General features: G+C 67.4%; 16 protein-coding genes. 10 read left to right on the top strand and 6 right to left on the bottom strand.

The genetic code is table 11. The features are described from left to right. Positions 1-8 precede the first annotated feature (8 nt). On the bottom strand, positions 9-914 hold the full coding sequence (locus BM013_RS26695) for an FAD-dependent monooxygenase (protein WP_256221703.1): 906 nt from the start codon (positions 912-914) through the stop codon (positions 9-11). A 111-nt stretch (positions 915-1,025) separates the two neighbouring features. On the opposite strand from BM013_RS26695, the gene BM013_RS26690 reads away from it, so the two are divergent. The 7 genes from BM013_RS26690 (at position 1,026) to BM013_RS26660 (ending at position 8,138) form a co-directional block, all read left to right on the top strand. Next, positions 1,026-2,258, top strand: coding sequence for a SpoIIE family protein phosphatase (locus BM013_RS26690; RefSeq protein ID WP_093130690.1), 1,233 nt, complete (start codon positions 1,026-1,028; stop codon positions 2,256-2,258). Between the two features lie 51 nt (positions 2,259-2,309). After that, a complete protein-coding gene (locus BM013_RS26685) occupies positions 2,310-2,882 on the top strand; it encodes a SiaB family protein kinase (RefSeq protein WP_093130689.1) in 573 nt (190 codons plus the stop codon). Between the two features lie 34 nt (positions 2,883-2,916). After that, positions 2,917-3,306 (top strand): DUF1987 domain-containing protein, encoded by a 390-nt coding sequence (locus tag BM013_RS26680; RefSeq protein ID WP_093130688.1) that lies wholly within the window; start codon positions 2,917-2,919, stop codon positions 3,304-3,306. Then, positions 3,307-4,053 (top strand): GGDEF domain-containing protein, encoded by a 747-nt coding sequence (locus BM013_RS26675; protein ID WP_093130687.1) that lies wholly within the window; start codon positions 3,307-3,309, stop codon positions 4,051-4,053. It abuts the gene before it with no gap. Then, complete coding sequence (locus BM013_RS26670) at positions 4,050-6,374, top strand: putative bifunctional diguanylate cyclase/phosphodiesterase (protein ID WP_093130686.1); 2,325 nt, start codon at positions 4,050-4,052, stop codon at positions 6,372-6,374. Before BM013_RS26675 ends, BM013_RS26670 begins: the two co-directional genes overlap by 4 nt. A gap of 334 nt (positions 6,375-6,708) precedes the next feature. Further along, the gene (locus tag BM013_RS26665) at positions 6,709-7,110 is read left to right on the top strand and encodes a GreA/GreB family elongation factor (protein WP_093130685.1); all 402 of its coding nucleotides are present in this window, start codon (positions 6,709-6,711) and stop codon (positions 7,108-7,110) included. Between the two features lie 116 nt (positions 7,111-7,226). Then, positions 7,227-8,138, top strand: coding sequence for a universal stress protein (locus tag BM013_RS26660; protein WP_093130684.1), 912 nt, complete (start codon positions 7,227-7,229; stop codon positions 8,136-8,138). Here the strand turns inward: BM013_RS26660 and BM013_RS26655 are convergent, their stop codons facing one another. Together BM013_RS26655 and BM013_RS26650 are read right to left on the bottom strand one after the other, a co-directional pair. Next, entirely contained in the window at positions 8,139-8,330 is a 192-nt protein-coding gene (locus BM013_RS26655; RefSeq protein ID WP_093130683.1) for a hypothetical protein, read from the bottom strand. 55 nt (positions 8,331-8,385) lie between these two features. Beyond that, positions 8,386-9,273, bottom strand: coding sequence for a universal stress protein (locus tag BM013_RS26650; protein ID WP_093130682.1), 888 nt, complete (start codon positions 9,271-9,273; stop codon positions 8,386-8,388). 144 nt (positions 9,274-9,417) lie between these two features. On the opposite strand from BM013_RS26650, the gene BM013_RS26645 reads away from it, so the two are divergent. Beyond that, a complete protein-coding gene (locus BM013_RS26645; protein ID WP_093130681.1) occupies positions 9,418-10,230 on the top strand; it encodes an AraC family transcriptional regulator in 813 nt (270 codons plus the stop codon). Positions 10,231-10,250: 20 nt separating this feature from the next. Here the strand turns inward: BM013_RS26645 and BM013_RS26640 are convergent, their stop codons facing one another. Then, on the bottom strand, positions 10,251-11,066 hold the full coding sequence (locus BM013_RS26640; protein ID WP_093130680.1) for a TatD family hydrolase: 816 nt from the start codon (positions 11,064-11,066) through the stop codon (positions 10,251-10,253). Positions 11,067-11,453: 387 nt separating this feature from the next. Here BM013_RS26640 and BM013_RS26635 point away from each other — a divergent pair, with 387 nt between their 5' ends. Beyond that, positions 11,454-12,434: a ferritin-like domain-containing protein gene (locus BM013_RS26635; RefSeq protein ID WP_093130679.1), complete on the top strand. Its 981-nt coding sequence runs from the start codon at positions 11,454-11,456 to the stop codon at positions 12,432-12,434. Here the strand turns inward: BM013_RS26635 and BM013_RS26630 are convergent. Next, positions 12,431-12,886 (bottom strand): hypothetical protein, encoded by a 456-nt coding sequence (locus BM013_RS26630; RefSeq protein ID WP_093130678.1) that lies wholly within the window; start codon positions 12,884-12,886, stop codon positions 12,431-12,433. The two genes, BM013_RS26635 and BM013_RS26630, sit on opposite strands and share 4 nt — an antisense overlap. A gap of 238 nt (positions 12,887-13,124) precedes the next feature. On the opposite strand from BM013_RS26630, the gene BM013_RS26625 reads away from it, so the two are divergent. Further along, positions 13,125-13,820 carry a winged helix-turn-helix domain-containing protein gene (locus tag BM013_RS26625; RefSeq protein WP_093131029.1) on the top strand — a complete coding sequence of 232 codons (696 nt, stop codon included), beginning with the start codon at positions 13,125-13,127 and terminating at the stop codon, positions 13,818-13,820. Positions 13,821-13,878: 58 nt separating this feature from the next. On the opposite strand, the gene BM013_RS26620 is transcribed toward BM013_RS26625, so the two are convergent. Further along, positions 13,879-14,289, bottom strand: a complete 411-nt coding sequence (locus BM013_RS26620; protein ID WP_093130677.1) for a BLUF domain-containing protein — start codon at positions 14,287-14,289, stop codon at positions 13,879-13,881. Positions 14,290-14,334: the final 45 nt, after the last annotated feature.

Here is a 14,334-nt window from a genome sequence, read left to right as displayed (position 1 = left end):
TGAGCCGGTCAGGTCCGCGGAGCAAGGCCGCTGCTTGGCGCTTCGAGCCCGACCTGCCGGAAGTAGGGCGCCAGCGCATCGACGTTCGCGGATGCAACGATCGCACCGACATGGCCGTCCGGACGTACCAACACCCAGTCGCCAGGCGCCAGGGCGTAGGCGTCCTGAAAGTGGCCGCCATCGTCGCGGAGGTCGCCACGCGCACCGATGGTGTGGATGTGCAGGCCCGGGCGCGGTGCCACGCGATTGCGTTCGACTTCGCAGCCGAGCAGCGTCCAGTGCGCGCCCTTGAAGATGTCGAAGAGGCGCGTGGCCTGGCCCGATGCACCGGACACAGGCGCATCGGGCGCCCGGTCGCCCGCGAGCAGGCCGCGTGCACGTCTGGGCTGCTCCAGCGCAAGGGGTGAATCGGGATAGCCGATGTCGAGTTGATGCACTTCGCGGCCGCGCCGCATGTCGCCGCGCCTCGCTGCATCGAGCAGCTTGGTGGCGAGGCCGAGCATGTTCGCCGCGATGGGCCGGCGCTCCTCTTCGTAGCTGTCGAGCAAGGTCTCGGGGGCGCCGCCGCGGGTGACCGCCGCCAGCTTCCAGCCGAGGTTGTAGGCGTCCTGCACGCTGGTGTTCAGGCCCTGGCCTCCGGTTGGCGGATGCACGTGCGCGGCGTCGCCGACCAGCAGCACGCGCCCGACCTTGTAGCGGTCGGCCAGCCTGGCGTTCATGTTGAACGCGGCCACCATCGACGTCAGCCCTTCGGCGGACAGGTCGGCATCGCCCTCGAGCGGGATCGGCGCCTGCAGCTGAAACAAGGTGGTTCCGGCGAGCGGGCACAGCGACATCTGCGCGTCCATGCGGCCTTCGTTGAACCGGTGCCATGCCTCGCGGCCCAGGCCTGTCAGGGCGATGTCGGCCACCACGGCGCGCACGCCCAGCGCCAAGGCCGGACAAATTCCGTCACCCAACTGTCATGGATGCGAAATGTAAAAAACATAACATAAGTTCACATTTATTCCGCAGGCGCTGTTTCCATGCCCGAAACCTCCGAGTATTTGAGCGATTTCCGGCCACGTTTTCGCCAGCCCTGCGCGGCAGACCTCTGCACGACCGTGCCGTGCATGACGACCGAGGAGACGAACGACAAGGTGATGGAAGTCTTCAGCCGGCATCGTGACCTCGTCAGCCTGCCGGTGGTGGAGGGAAACCAGCCGATCGGCCTGATCAACCGGAACATCTTCCTGTCGCAGATGAGCAAGCCGTTCCGCGTGGAGCTGTACGGCCGCAAGAGCTGCATCGCCTTCATGGACAAGGACCCGCTGATCGTCGACGCCGCGCTGGACCTGGAGGCCCTGACCTTCAAGACCGTGGAGCACGGTGAGAAGGCGCTGTCGGACGGCTTCATCATCACGCGAGAAGGCGAGTTCGCCGGCGTCGGCAACGGCTTGCAGCTCATGCGCGTGGTGGCGGACCTGCAGGTCTCGCGCAACCGCCAGATCATGCACAGCATCGAATACGCGAGCGTGATCCAGCGCTCGACCCTGCGCAGTTCGCTCGATGCATTGGCGCGGGCCTGCCCCGGCGCCCACCTGGTGTGGGAGCCGCGCGACGTGGTCGGCGGCGACTTCTACCAGTTCAGCACCGCGGCGGACGGCTGGTTCGCCACCGTGGCCGACTGCACGGGGCACGGCGTGCCCGGCGCCTTCATGACGCTGATCGCCTCCACCAGCCTGAACCAGGCCATCGAGCAGCACGGCGCGCGCGACCCGGCGCGGTTGCTGGGCAGCGTGAACCGCAGCATCAAGCAGATGCTGGGCCAGATGGACGGGCAGGACGCAACGCCCGGCTCGGACGACGGCATGGACGCCGCATGTTTCTGGTTCGAACCCGCGAACGGGCGGCTGGTGTTTGCCGGCGCGCGGCTGTCGCTGTTCGTGCTGCGCCCCGGCGCCGATGCGGTGGAGCTGGTCGAGGGGCAGCGCAAGGGCGTGGGCTACATGGACAGCGAGTTCGACTTCAGCTGGCTCAACCAGGAACTGGTGTTGCCCGCGGGCAGCCTGGTCTTCGTCAGCACCGACGGGCTGATCGACCAGGTCGGCGGCCCGCGCGCCATTGCGCTGGGCAAGCGGCGCGTGCGCGAACTGCTGCTCGAGCAGCGCGAGCGCACGGCCGCCCAAGTCAATCAGGCGGTGCTCGAGGCCCTGCGCGTGTGGCAGGGCGAGCACCACCGCCGCGACGACCTGACCTTTTTCTGCTTCCGCACCTGATTGCGCACCCAGTTCTGCACCCAGTTCAGCACCTGACACGGGAACTCACCCATGCCTTTCCCCCCCATCGCCGACAAGTACGGCTCCTTCTTCAACGTGGCGCGCCAACACCAGGTCATCTTCTACTACGTGGGCTACTTCTCGCAGCACATCGTGGCGGCCATGGCCGACGCGGTGAAGCTGCAGCTCGAGGTGGCCGGCGTGGCCGGCCCGACGCGGCGAAGGCTGTTCTCCTCTTTCGTGGAGATGGCGCAGAACATCATTCATTACTCGGCCGACACGCTGACCCCCGCGAGCCAGGTCAGCGGTGAGCTGCGCCACGGCTCGGTCTGCATCCGCCGCGAGAGCGACGGCGGCTTTCTGCTGCTGTGCGCCAACCCGGTCGAGCCCGACATCGCCGACGCGCTGCGCGTGAAGCTGGAAGCGCTGCGCAGCATGACGCTGGAAGAGATCAAGCAGGCCTACCGCCAGACGCTGCGCGAGGAAACGCCCGAAGGCAGCAAAGGCGCGGGCATGGGACTTCTCACGGTCGCTCGCGACGCCCGCGAACCGCTGGAGTTCGACTTCGACGCTTCCGACAGCGCCGGTGGCGCCCCGGTGTTCTACCTGAAGGCCGCGATCTAACCCGCGCAGGCCCGGCAACGAATCGAGATCACAGATGGAAAACCTCTACATCGCCCCGACGCCCAGTTCCCCCCAGGTGGACTTCAGGTTCGACACCCGCACGCTCAGCCTGCGCGGCGAGTCCTACCCCGAGAACGCCGCCGCCTTCTATGGCGAGGTGATCGCGCGGCTGAAGGACTACCTCGCGCAGCAGAACGACAGCCGCATCGAGGTCCATATCGCGTTGGCCTACTTCAACAGCTCCAGCACCAAGATGCTGTTCAACCTGATCGCGGCGCTCAACGACGCCGTGGAGGCGGGCAACCGGGTGGCCCTGAACTGGTACCACGACGAGGAAGACGACACCATTCTCGAATTCGGCCAGGAGCTCAGCGAAGACTTTCCCGCGATCGACTTCGCCAGCCATCCCGTGAGGTCGGCCTGAATGGACACCACCGCAGCGCCTGACCTGTTCGACGCCGAGAACCGGGCGCTGCAAGCCGCCCGCGCCGCCTACGACGCGTGCGCCACGACGCAGCCCGCGCCGTGCCGCCAGGCGCTGGGCGAGCTGCTTACCACCTACGAGCGGCTGCTGCGCGAAACGCGCCGGCTGGTGCGGCGCAGCGACCGGGCCGAACTCGAGATGAACCAGCTGAACCTGCGCCTGCAGGACCTGGCCGCCGAGCTCGAGTACCGCGCCACGCACGACCCGCTGACCGACGTGCTCAACCGGGCCGCCGTCATCGAGCTGGTGAACCGCCATTTCGTGTGCCACGACCTCGCGCTGATCGTGCTGGACATCGACCACTTCAAGCGCATCAACGACAGCTTCGGCCACCCCACGGGGGACCGCGTGATCCAGGGCGTGGTGACCTGCCTCAAGCAGGCCGTGTCGGCAACGGCGCAGATCGGCCGCGTCGGCGGCGAGGAGTTCACCGTGGTCTTGCCCGGGCAGGGCGGCGATGGCTGCGGGCAGGTCGCGCACACATTGCGGCGTGCCATCGAAGCTTACGCATTCGACCTGCCCGACGGCAGCGGCGTCACCGCCAGCTTCGGCGTGAGCTGGCTGCCGTGCGGCAGCAGCTTCGACGAAGCCTACGGCCTGGCCGACGAGGCGCTGTATGTCGCCAAGCGCGGCGGGCGCAACCAGGTGGCGCTCGCAGCCGGCCATGTTCACGTGCAGCCCGCATGAAGCGCGAGGCTGACGCGGGCTGGCCGGCCCGCGCGCCGGAGCCGGTCGCCGCAGCTGCCTGCGTGCAGAGCCAGGCCCCCGATTGGCGCGTGCTGGTGGTCGACCAGGACGCCGACGTGCATGCGGCCGCGCGCGCCGCGCTGCAGGGCCTGACGCTGTTCGGGCGTCCGCTGGTGTTCCTGCATGCGTACTCGGGCGAGGAGGCGCGCGCGCTGGTGCGCGGCGAGCGTGACCTGGCCATGGTCATCCTGGACGTGGTGACCGAGAGCGCCAGCGCCGGGCTGGACCTGGTGGATTTCATTCGCCACACCGCCGGCCTGCGCAACACCCGCATCGTGCTGCGCACCGGGCGCCCGGGCCATGTGCCGGCGCTGGACACGCTGCTGCGCTACGACATCAACGACTACCGGACCAAGGCCGAACTCACGCAGGACCGCCTGCTGGCCATGGTGGTCACGGCCGTGCGGTCGTACCAGCAGTTGTGCGCCATCGAGGCCAACAGCCGCGGGCTGGAGCTCATCGTGCGCTCCAGCGCCTCGCTGCTGGAAGAGACCGACCTGCGCGCCTTTGCCGGCGGCGTCATCACGCAGCTGACCGCGCTGCTGGGCGTGACCGGTGATGGCCTGGTCTGTGCCCAGGGCGTGCAGGGCGTGCAGGGCGGACAAGGCGTACATGGTGGACATGGCGCGCAACAGGCACCGCAGTACCGCGTGCTCGCGGCGGCCGGCCGCTTCGCCCACCTCGTCGACCGGCCGCTGGACGCGGTGCCCGAGCCGGCGGTGCTGCAGCTGCTGCGCCGCGCGCTGGCGCTCGGCTGCAGCGTCTATGGAGAACACGGCGAACACGGCGAACACGGTGGGCTGGCCCTGCACATCGGCCGCAAGGACGAGCAGGGCATGGCCGTGTTCATCGACACCGCCGGACTGCATTGCGCCGTCGACCGGCAACTGCTGGACGTCTTCTGCATCAACCTCGGTACGCTGCTGCACAGCCGGGGCCTGATGGAGCGCCTGCACGAATACGCCTACTACGACCCGCTGGTGCGCTTGCCCAACCGCACCCGCTTCGTCGAGAAGGTCGACGACTGCGCGCGGCAGGGCATGCGCGACCACATCCTGGCGCTGGTCGACATCGACGACTTCAGCGCCACCAACGACGTCATGGGCCACCGCTTCGGCGACCGCCTGCTGGAAACCGTGGCCCGGCGCCTGGCCGGCGCCTTGCCGGCCGGCGTCCTGCTGGCCCGCCTGGGCGCCGACACCTTCGGCGTGCTCGGGCCCGTGCGGCAGGTGTCGCCACGGCAACTGCTGGAATGCGTGCGCGAGCCGCTGGCCGTAGACGGCGTGCCGCACAAGGTCTCGCTGACCTGCGGCTACGTGCTACTGCCCGAAGACGCGCAGGCCGGCGTCGACCTGGTGAAGGACGCGACCATCGCCTTGAAGCGCGCCAAGCGCGACCACCGGGGCCAGCACCTGCAGTACTCGGGCCACATGGGCGCCGAGGCCCGCGCCCGCGCCTTGCTGCTGTCCAACCTGCGCACGGCCATCGACAACGCGCAGCTGTTCTTGGTCTACCAGCCGCAGCTCAACCTCCACACCCGTGCGCTGGTGGGCCTGGAGGCCTTGCTGCGCTGGCGTGCCGAAGACGGCAGCCTGGTGCCGCCAGACCGGTTCATTCCGGTGGCCGAGCATTCGGGGCTCATCGTCGCGCTCGGGCAATGGGTGCTGTCCACGGCCTGCCGGACCATGCGCGAGCTGCTGGACGCGGACCGCGCGCCGCTGCGCATGGCCGTCAACGTGTCGAGCGTGCAGCTGCAGGACCCGGGATTCTTCGACACCGTGCGCGCGGCGCTCTCGCACAGCCGGCTCCAGGGCCATCACCTGGAACTGGAGATCACCGAGTCCGTGGCCGCGCTGCCCACGCAGCTGCTGGAGTCCACGCTGGCCGCGCTGCGGGCCGAGGGCATCTCGATTGCCATCGACGACTTCGGCACCGGCTATTCCTCGCTGAGTTACCTGGAGCGGCTGCCGCTGGACCGCATCAAGATCGACGGCACCTTCGTGCGCCGGCTGGGCGAGGCGCAAGGCGCGCGCATCGCCGAGATGGTCGCGCAACTGGGCCGCAAGCTCGGGCTGCACGTGCTGGCCGAAGGCATCGAGGACGCGGCGGCCTGGCAGGCGCTGCTGGCCATGGAGTGCGACGAAGGGCAGGGCTACTACATCGCCCAGCCCATGGACAAGGACGGCCTGTTCCGTTGGCTGCACGAACGGGCCGAAGCCGAAAAGAACGCCCGGCTTGCGTTGGGAGTTCTCGAGCGGTAGCCGCGCTTCCCGAGATGCCGGGCGGTTCCTGCTCTCGCGCAATCTGGCAAGAACCGTGAGGCTACTCGCTGCAAATCCGGTCTGCCTGCTTAGACTTCGCGCATGTCGACCGCCCACCTCCTGCTGACCCACGCGACCGCGGACCAGCTGCTGATTGCAGCGGCGTCCATCGGCGCGGGCGTGGCCACGTTGGCGCGTCGCAGCCCGACGGCCGCACTTCCCTAAGCCCGGCGGTCCGCTCCTCCCCTCACAGCGCAAACCATCCACCGCCGGGCACCAGCCCCGCGCGGACGTGGCGGCCTCCTCGAGGCGCCGCAAGAATGGAGTGCGTCAAATGCATGCAGCGATTCATGGCGAGCGAACGCTCACCGATCTCGATTTCGGCCGCCTGAGCAATCTGCTCGGCCGCCATCTCCCACCTGGCCTTGCCGACCTGCTCGCCTGCGCCGAAGTCACCAGCTCGCGGGCGATTCCCTGCGACGTCGTGACCATGTATTCGCAGGTGGAACTCGTCGACGTGCACACCCGGCGCCGGCAGACACTGACGGTGTGCTACCCCGGCGATGCGGAGCCCGCGGCCGGCTACATCTCGGTCCTGTCTCCGGTCGGCAACGCATTGCTGGGAATGAAGCTGGGGGAGGTCGCCCGGTGGTACAGCCCCACGGGCGAACAGTGCTGCGCCGAAATCTCCGCGATGCATTTCCAGCCTGAAGCCACCGGCGACTACGTCACCTAGCTTCGGCTTGCCGCCGCTCGCACCTGCGAGCCACCCATTCGCTCTGCCGCTCTCCGCTGCCCGGGTCTTCGACCCGAGGCATCGGCGCGGCCACGCACTCAGAAAGAGGCTGGTCCATGAACCTCCGATCGATCCTGGCTTGTACCGATTTTTCAACCAGCACGGACGCCGTGCTCTCCCGCGCGGCATTGCTGGCATGCGAGCACACCGCGATGCTGAAGCTCATCTACGTGCCACCTGCCAACGAACTTCCGTGCCCGGACGCCGCGTGCCGGCTGTCCCATCACGCCTTGCAGCTGACTCAACGCCACGGCATTCGCGTGCGCACCGTGGCCCATGTGGCGAACACGCTGGACGACGTCGCGCGTGCGGCGCAGGGCGCGGACCTTGTCGTCACGGGCACGGCCAATGAACGCAGCCTGCGTGCCTTCGCGCTCGGCCAGCCGGAGATGCGCCTCGTCCGGAAGGCGCGCCTGCCGGTTCTCTCCGTGCGCGGCAGGAGCGACTCGGCCTATCAACGTCTGCTCGTCGCAGTGGACTTTTCAGAGGCGTCGCGCAACCTGACCAAGGCAGCGTTCGGCTTCAGCAAGTCGGGCCTGGTGGAACTGTTCCATGCCATCGGCACGGCGAACGACGCACGGCTGCATGACGCCGAGGTCTCGGACCGCGCCATCAGGGCCTACCGGCACGAATGCAGGCGCTACGCGCAAGAGCGGATGTTCTGGCTGACGGACTCGACCGACGCGCGCCGGAACCGCGTCTACGCCGCGATCAGCCATGGCGACCCGGCACGGCAGGCGAGCGCGCAACAGAAGCAGGGCGGCGCGGACCTTGTCGTCGTCGGCAAGCGCACCACGTCGGGCCTGTCGGACTTCGTGTTCGGCAGCGTGGCCGAACGCCTGCTGAGACTCAGCAGCGTCGACGTCCTCGTGGTGCCCCACGACTTGCGGCAGTCGCCCGTGCGTGAACACGGTGGCGAGCCGCAAGCCAGGCGGCGTGTGCGCGCGGGAAGTTCGCCAGTCGGCTGATCACGTGTTTGGCGAAGTCCGGCGGCGTTCGGTCTGCGCGGCCAGTTCCCTGGCGGGCTGGTCGTTTCCCCTGGACGCCTGTTCCGATACCTCTTTCAGAACGGACGGGTCCGGCTCCCCCGTCGCCGGGTCTTCCGCCGCGACGACGCCGGGGTTGTGAATGACGCCATTTTTCTCTGTGTCCTTGTTCATCGATTGCTCCTTTGAAAGATGGGCCTTGAACCTGCCTCAAGGCGATGGCGGATGGTCAGGCAGCCGCTGCTTTCGCATCCGGGTTGGCATCCGGGGGATGGCAGGGAACCACGAGGATGTCCGCCTCGCACCAGGCCAGGATCCGCTTGGCGACGCCGCCGCACAGGATGTCGGGCAGCGCGGAAGAGCGCCTCTTGCCGACAACCACGAGGTCGGCCTTGGCATGCGACTGCTGGAGCGTGGCGTGCCAGGCCGGATCGCCATCGCGCAGGACGGTCGTGACCCGGCCATGGTGTCTCCCTGCGCCGGCGGCCACGTGCAGCAGTTGCTCGTGCGCCTCCAGCTTTCGTCGAGCCAGGTAGGCGCGCAGGATGCGGTCTGGCATCTCCGCGTCGCGCAGCGGGTTCGAATGCAATGGGCGGATGGCATGGAGGACCTGGACTTCGCTGTTCTCCCCGAGGCGGCAGGCAAGGGCCATCAGGTGGGCCGCCGAGGCGCTGAGGTCCACTGCCACGAGCAGGCGCTCATAGTTCTCGCGTGCGTTCGGTTGCGCTTTCAGAATCAACACGGGCCCGTCGCAGACGCGCATGAGTTGCTCCGCCAGCGAACCACGCCAGAGCGAGCGCAGCCGCGGGCGCCGGTCGTGCTTCAGGACCACGAGGCTTCGCCGGCTGAACCCGGTGAACTCGGCAATGTCCGAGACGCGGGTCGCCCGCTCAGGAAGCACTTCGGCGTGCACACCGAGGCCGTCCACAACGGAGCTCACGAGCGCCTTCAACGCGATGGCCGCTGGCGACCTCGACGGGCCCGACAGCGGGCCGATGTCCATCACCTTGAGCACCGCGCCATGTTTCATGGCGAGCATGGCCGCGCGGTAGACGACCTGCGCCGACGCCGGCGACATGTCCACCGCGGCGAGGATGCAGTCGAAACCGGAGGTCATGACCCACGCCTCACGGCCACGCCAGCCAGGCGCGCAAACGTCGAGTGATCGGACGGCGTTCTAAGTGATCTCATGGGTCGGTGCAGTGCAAAACCCGACGTTATCGCGCGCTAAGATTTCCGGCTAACGATAAGGAGGCATGCAGTGTCGACAAAAGGACAGGCGGACACGGATCTGCGAGCGGGTCTGGCCGAACTGAAAGCGCTGCCGCGGCCTGTGTTCGGGCACGCGGAGTCGCTTCCAAATGCCGTGCTCGGCTACCGGCATCGCCACCCATGGGTTCAGTTCGCCTATGCGGTTCAAGGGGTGCTCGAGGTGCAGACCAACGCCGGCCGTTTCGTTGCACCGCCTCAGCGCGGCGTCTGGATTCCGGCTGGCGTGACCCATCGCGTCTGGAGCACTGCGCACACCTGCGTTCGCAGCCTGTACATCGATGAAGGCCAGAGCGGCGCATCGCCGGCGCGTTGCCGTGTGCTGGAGGTCAGCCCCTTGCTGCGTGAGCTGGTCAGGGCCTTCAGCCTGGTTCCCGTCGACTACGCGCCGGGAAGCGCGGACGAGCGCCTGGCCAACGTGCTGCTGGACCAGCTCTCGGCGGCAAGGGAGGTCGACCTCATGCTGCCGATTCCGGCGGATGCACAACTGCGCCAGCTTTGCCGCAGCGTCCAGGCTCGGCCGGGCGAAAAGGCCAGCCTGCGCGATTGGAGCGAGCGCTTCGGCATCTCGGAGAAAACACTGAGCCGGCGCTTCATGCGCGAGACGGGCCTCACCTATCGCGCCTGGCTGCTGCGAATGCGATTGCTCAGCGCGCTCCCCGGGCTGGAGCGGGGAGAGCGCGTGACAGACGTCGCGCTGAACTGCGGCTACGAGTCGCTCTCGGCGTTCATTGCGGCTTTCGGCAACCTGTTCAACGCAACCCCTGGCGAGTTTTTCAATCGCGCGGTCGAAAGGCAGTTCTAGAACCCCGGCCAGGGTCGGCTTCAGGTGCCTGGAAGGTTGAACATCCGGCGGCTGTTCGCAGTGCAGGCCTGAATGATCTCGTCGACCTCGCGGTTCATGAGCTCCGCCACGCCGGCGGCAACCCAGGGCAGGTTCGCCGGTTCGTTGTGCCCGCGACGGGCGCCCGAGTTCTTGGGGAACAGGTAAGGCGCGTCCGTTTCAAGGTGAAGCCGATCCAGCGGCAGGGCCGGCACGGCTGCGCGAAGTGCCTGGCCACGTTGGAGGTCCGTGACCCAGCCCGTGATGCCGATGTCCAGGCCCATCTCAAGGAAAGCCTCCGCTTCGGCCCGATTGCCGGTGAAGCAATGCACGACGCCGCGTGCGCCGTCGGCCACCACGGGCGCGAGCATGTCGTGGAAATCGGTGAAAGCGTCGCGGCAGTGGAGAAACAGCGGCTTTCGCGTTTCGACGGCCATCGACAACTGCTGCTCGAACGCCGTGCGCTGCGCCTGCGGCGTCGAGAAGTTGCGGTTGTAGTCGAGGCCGCACTCGCCGACCGCCACGACTTCCGGGCACTTCCAGAGCTCGATCAGTTCACGGAACGTGGCCGTGTCGTGCGACTTCGCACCATGCGGGTGGACACCCGCGGTCGCGAAGACGACGCCGGGGTTGGCCTTTGCAAGGTCGAGGGCCAGGCGGCTGGACGCGAGCGAAGTGCCGGTGGCCAGGATCTGCGCGACGCCGGCCGCTTTGGCACGCGCCAGCAAGGGGGACGTCATCGACGCCAGCTGCGCCGAGTGGAAGTTGACGCCGATGTCGACCAGCGGCGGTCGTGCGCCTTTCGAATCTGTGTTCATGCGCCGATGGTACGGGGCGCGATGGCAGCAACAGCAGCTATGGAAGGTCTGGCCGATCGGGTCCGGAGCGGATGCGATGCGCCAAGAAAAAAAGCCCGCACGAGGCGGGCGAAACAATCCCCTCAGGTGTCCGTATGGACAAGGATTGAATGGGCAGTCTAGGTCGAGAGCGCGGGCGGTGGAATCCCTCGAATGAGGTAGGCCGTCGGCGGGCGGGCAGGGGCTTTGGCGTGATGGACGCTGGCGACGGTATGGACTACAGAAGCCCGCGACAGCCGCCGACCCGGCCGCGCGCGCGAGCGACGAAACATGGAGCAAACAACGCGAACAACCCACGCGAACAACTCGCCCGTTTCACCGTTTCACTCACGCCATGCAAGGAACCCCATGACCCAGATCACCAAGCCCACCGATCGCGACGACCTCAACCTCGACCCCATCACCGGCGAGCCCGGTGCCCATCCCCTGGGAACCGGCGCGGGCGCCGCCGGAGGTGCCGTGGCCGGCGCAGCTGTGGGCGCCGTCGGCGGACCCGCGGGCGCAGTCGCCGGACTGCTTGTGGGTGCCGTGGTCGGCGGCCTCGGCGGCAAGGCCGCCGCGGAGCGCATCAACCCGACGGCGGAACACAGCCATTGGGAAAGCGCCTACACCCGGGAGCCCTACTACGAGCCCGGCCTCAGCTACGAACACTATGCGCCGGCCTACGAACTGGGCTGGAGCCGCCGCGCGGCGCTGGACGACGACTTCGCGGCCGTAGAACCTTCGCTGGCCCGCGAGTGGGAAGCGCGCCGTGGCGTTTCCTCGCTTTCCTGGGAGCAGGCGCGGCCTGCTTCGCACGCCGCATGGGAGCGTGCCGACCGGCTGTACATGCGCGAGGAAGACACGGCGTTTCCCGAGGGCGAGCCGCTCTCCAACGACGACGTGGCCGACGTGCTGAACGACTTGCTCGAGAACACCCGCGACGGGGAAGCCGGCTTTCGCACCTGTGCCGAAGAAGTGAAGTCCGCGCGCCTGCAGGAAGTGTTTGCCGTGCGCGCCGCGCAATGCCGGAGCGCCGCGGCGCAACTGGCCGAGCTGGTCGTGTCCTACGGCGGAAAGCCCGCGGAAGGCGGAACGGCTTCGGGCGCGTTGCATCGCGGCTGGGTGCATCTCAAGGGTGCGGTGGGCGCCAACAGCGAGCTGTCGATCCTCGAAGAGTGCGAGCGCGGCGAAGACGTGGCCGTGGCGCGCTACCGCAAGGCCTTGAAGCAGCAACTGCCGCAGGCCGTGCGCCAGGTGGTGAGTTCGCAGGCGCAAGCGGCCCAGCGCAACCACGACCAGATCCGTGACTTGCGCAACGAGGCGCGGGCAGCAGCCAAGCGCGCCTAGCGAGGGATGAAGTCCGCCATGAGGCGGCCTGCCTGGTACAGCAGCTCGAACTCGCCGTCGTCGATCGACCGTTCGACCAGGTCGAAGTGGGAGAGGGTGCCCAGAAGGGCGCGGTCCGGGTCGATCACGGGGACGGCGTGGTAACTCACGACGATCCCTTGCGCGGGATGCCCGGTCAAGCGTGTATCGAGCGAGGAGTTGTTGGTGCGAAAGAGGCCGTCGCGCACGACGAACTGGCAGAAGCTCGCGTCCATCGGCACCACTTCGAGGAAGGCCGGCCGTATCTCGCCGAGCTTGTCGAACAGCAGCACGTTCCGCAGGTTCGCGCCTTCGATCCGGTAGACGCCGGAGAACCTGTGCGGCACCCCCGCGTTGAGGTAGGCCAACGCGGCAGCTGCCCCCTTCGACTTGAGGACCGCCGCAAGCCGGCTGAAGTCACGCGTGGCATGCATTTGATCTGCCTCCCGGTGTAGGGAAGGCTGCCCTGGAATTCCGACGCACCGTTCGCACCGTTCGATCAGACAGCCTCCGAATTGGTGATTCGCATTGCTTTGCCAAGGGAAAATCTAGCCGATTCGCGCGGGCGTGTATGTAGTGTTTGTCCGTGGCTGGCCTTGAGGGAAGCAGGCAACACCGCACCCTTCGGTTTTGCCCTTGCCAGGGCTGCCCGGCTCTCAGTACGATCTTGCGATGCGGATTCTGGTCGTTGAAGACGAGCCCATGCTCGCCGACTGCATCAAGAAGGGCCTCCAGGAGCAGGGGTTCCGTGTCGATCTTGTTCGAGATGGTTTTGAAGGGCAGTACCTCGCGATCGAGGGCGACTACGCATTGGTTCTGCTCGACGCGAAGCTCGCGGGTCCCGACCTCGGCGTCTTGCAGGCCATCCGCCGCACCAGGAATGTTCCCGTGCTGATGCTGACCGCGCGCGACAAGCTCTCCGACCGATTGCAGGGATTGAAGCTGGGTGCCGACGACTACCTTGCGATGCCTTTTTCCGTGCCCGCACTGCTGGTTCGCGTTCAGGCGCTCCTGGAGCGCGGCAGGCCGCCGCAATCGACCCTTCTGAGGTTGGCCGACCTCGAGGTCGACCTGGAGCGCCGCAAGTGCGCCCGCAACGGCGTCCTGCTGAAGCTGTCGCCCACGGAGTTTTCGTTGTTGGCCGTGCTGCTGCAGCGGCACGGCGCGGTTCTTTCGCGCGCGACCCTTGCGCAGCAGGTATGGCACATGGAACTGGCGAGCGAGTCGACGACCCTCGAGGTCACCATCGGCCGGCTTCGAAGGAAGCTGGACGATCCGTGCGACCTGAAGCTGCTGCACACGGTTCGTGGCGCGGGCTATGTGCTCGACGATCGAACCGCGGGATCCGGTTCGCTCGAAGTCTTCTAGTCAGGAGCCGTCTGCGGCTCGGACGCGCGATCTGCGCCATCGACTGCGAATCCAGACCCTAGAGCACGTTCCAGTGCGAGGTCATGCTGAGCGAACGGAAGATGGGCGCCGCATCGTCGGGCGGGATGCCGAAGAGCCCCATGTCGGCGAGCGGACCGAGCGTGGCTTCGATCTCCGGATCCCAGGCCAGCATGGCCATCGACCACTGCGGAAACGCGCGTGCGGCAATGAGGCGGTATTCGATCACCGACAGGCCGCAATGCCGCTGGTCTTCGGTGATGGCGGCCATGACGCACTCGATGGCCGCTTCGTCGCCCTCCAGATACTGCATGTAGGCACCCCGCAGATGGCACAAGGCACCGGTGATGCCCACCGCATGGTTCTTTCGGCGCGACGTGGTCAGGATGTCGGAAATATCCGCATCCGAAGGATTCTTCGACACGCTCCGGTAGATCAGTCGGGCCAGCATGCGGGAATTATTGCTGAAGGGCCAGGCTTTGGAAGCGCCTTGACG

Origin of the sequence: Variovorax sp. OK605 (assembly GCF_900115445.1) — a bacterium.
Classification (GTDB): domain Bacteria; phylum Pseudomonadota; class Gammaproteobacteria; order Burkholderiales; family Burkholderiaceae_C; genus Variovorax.
This window is presented reverse-complemented; position numbering and strand designations above follow the sequence as displayed.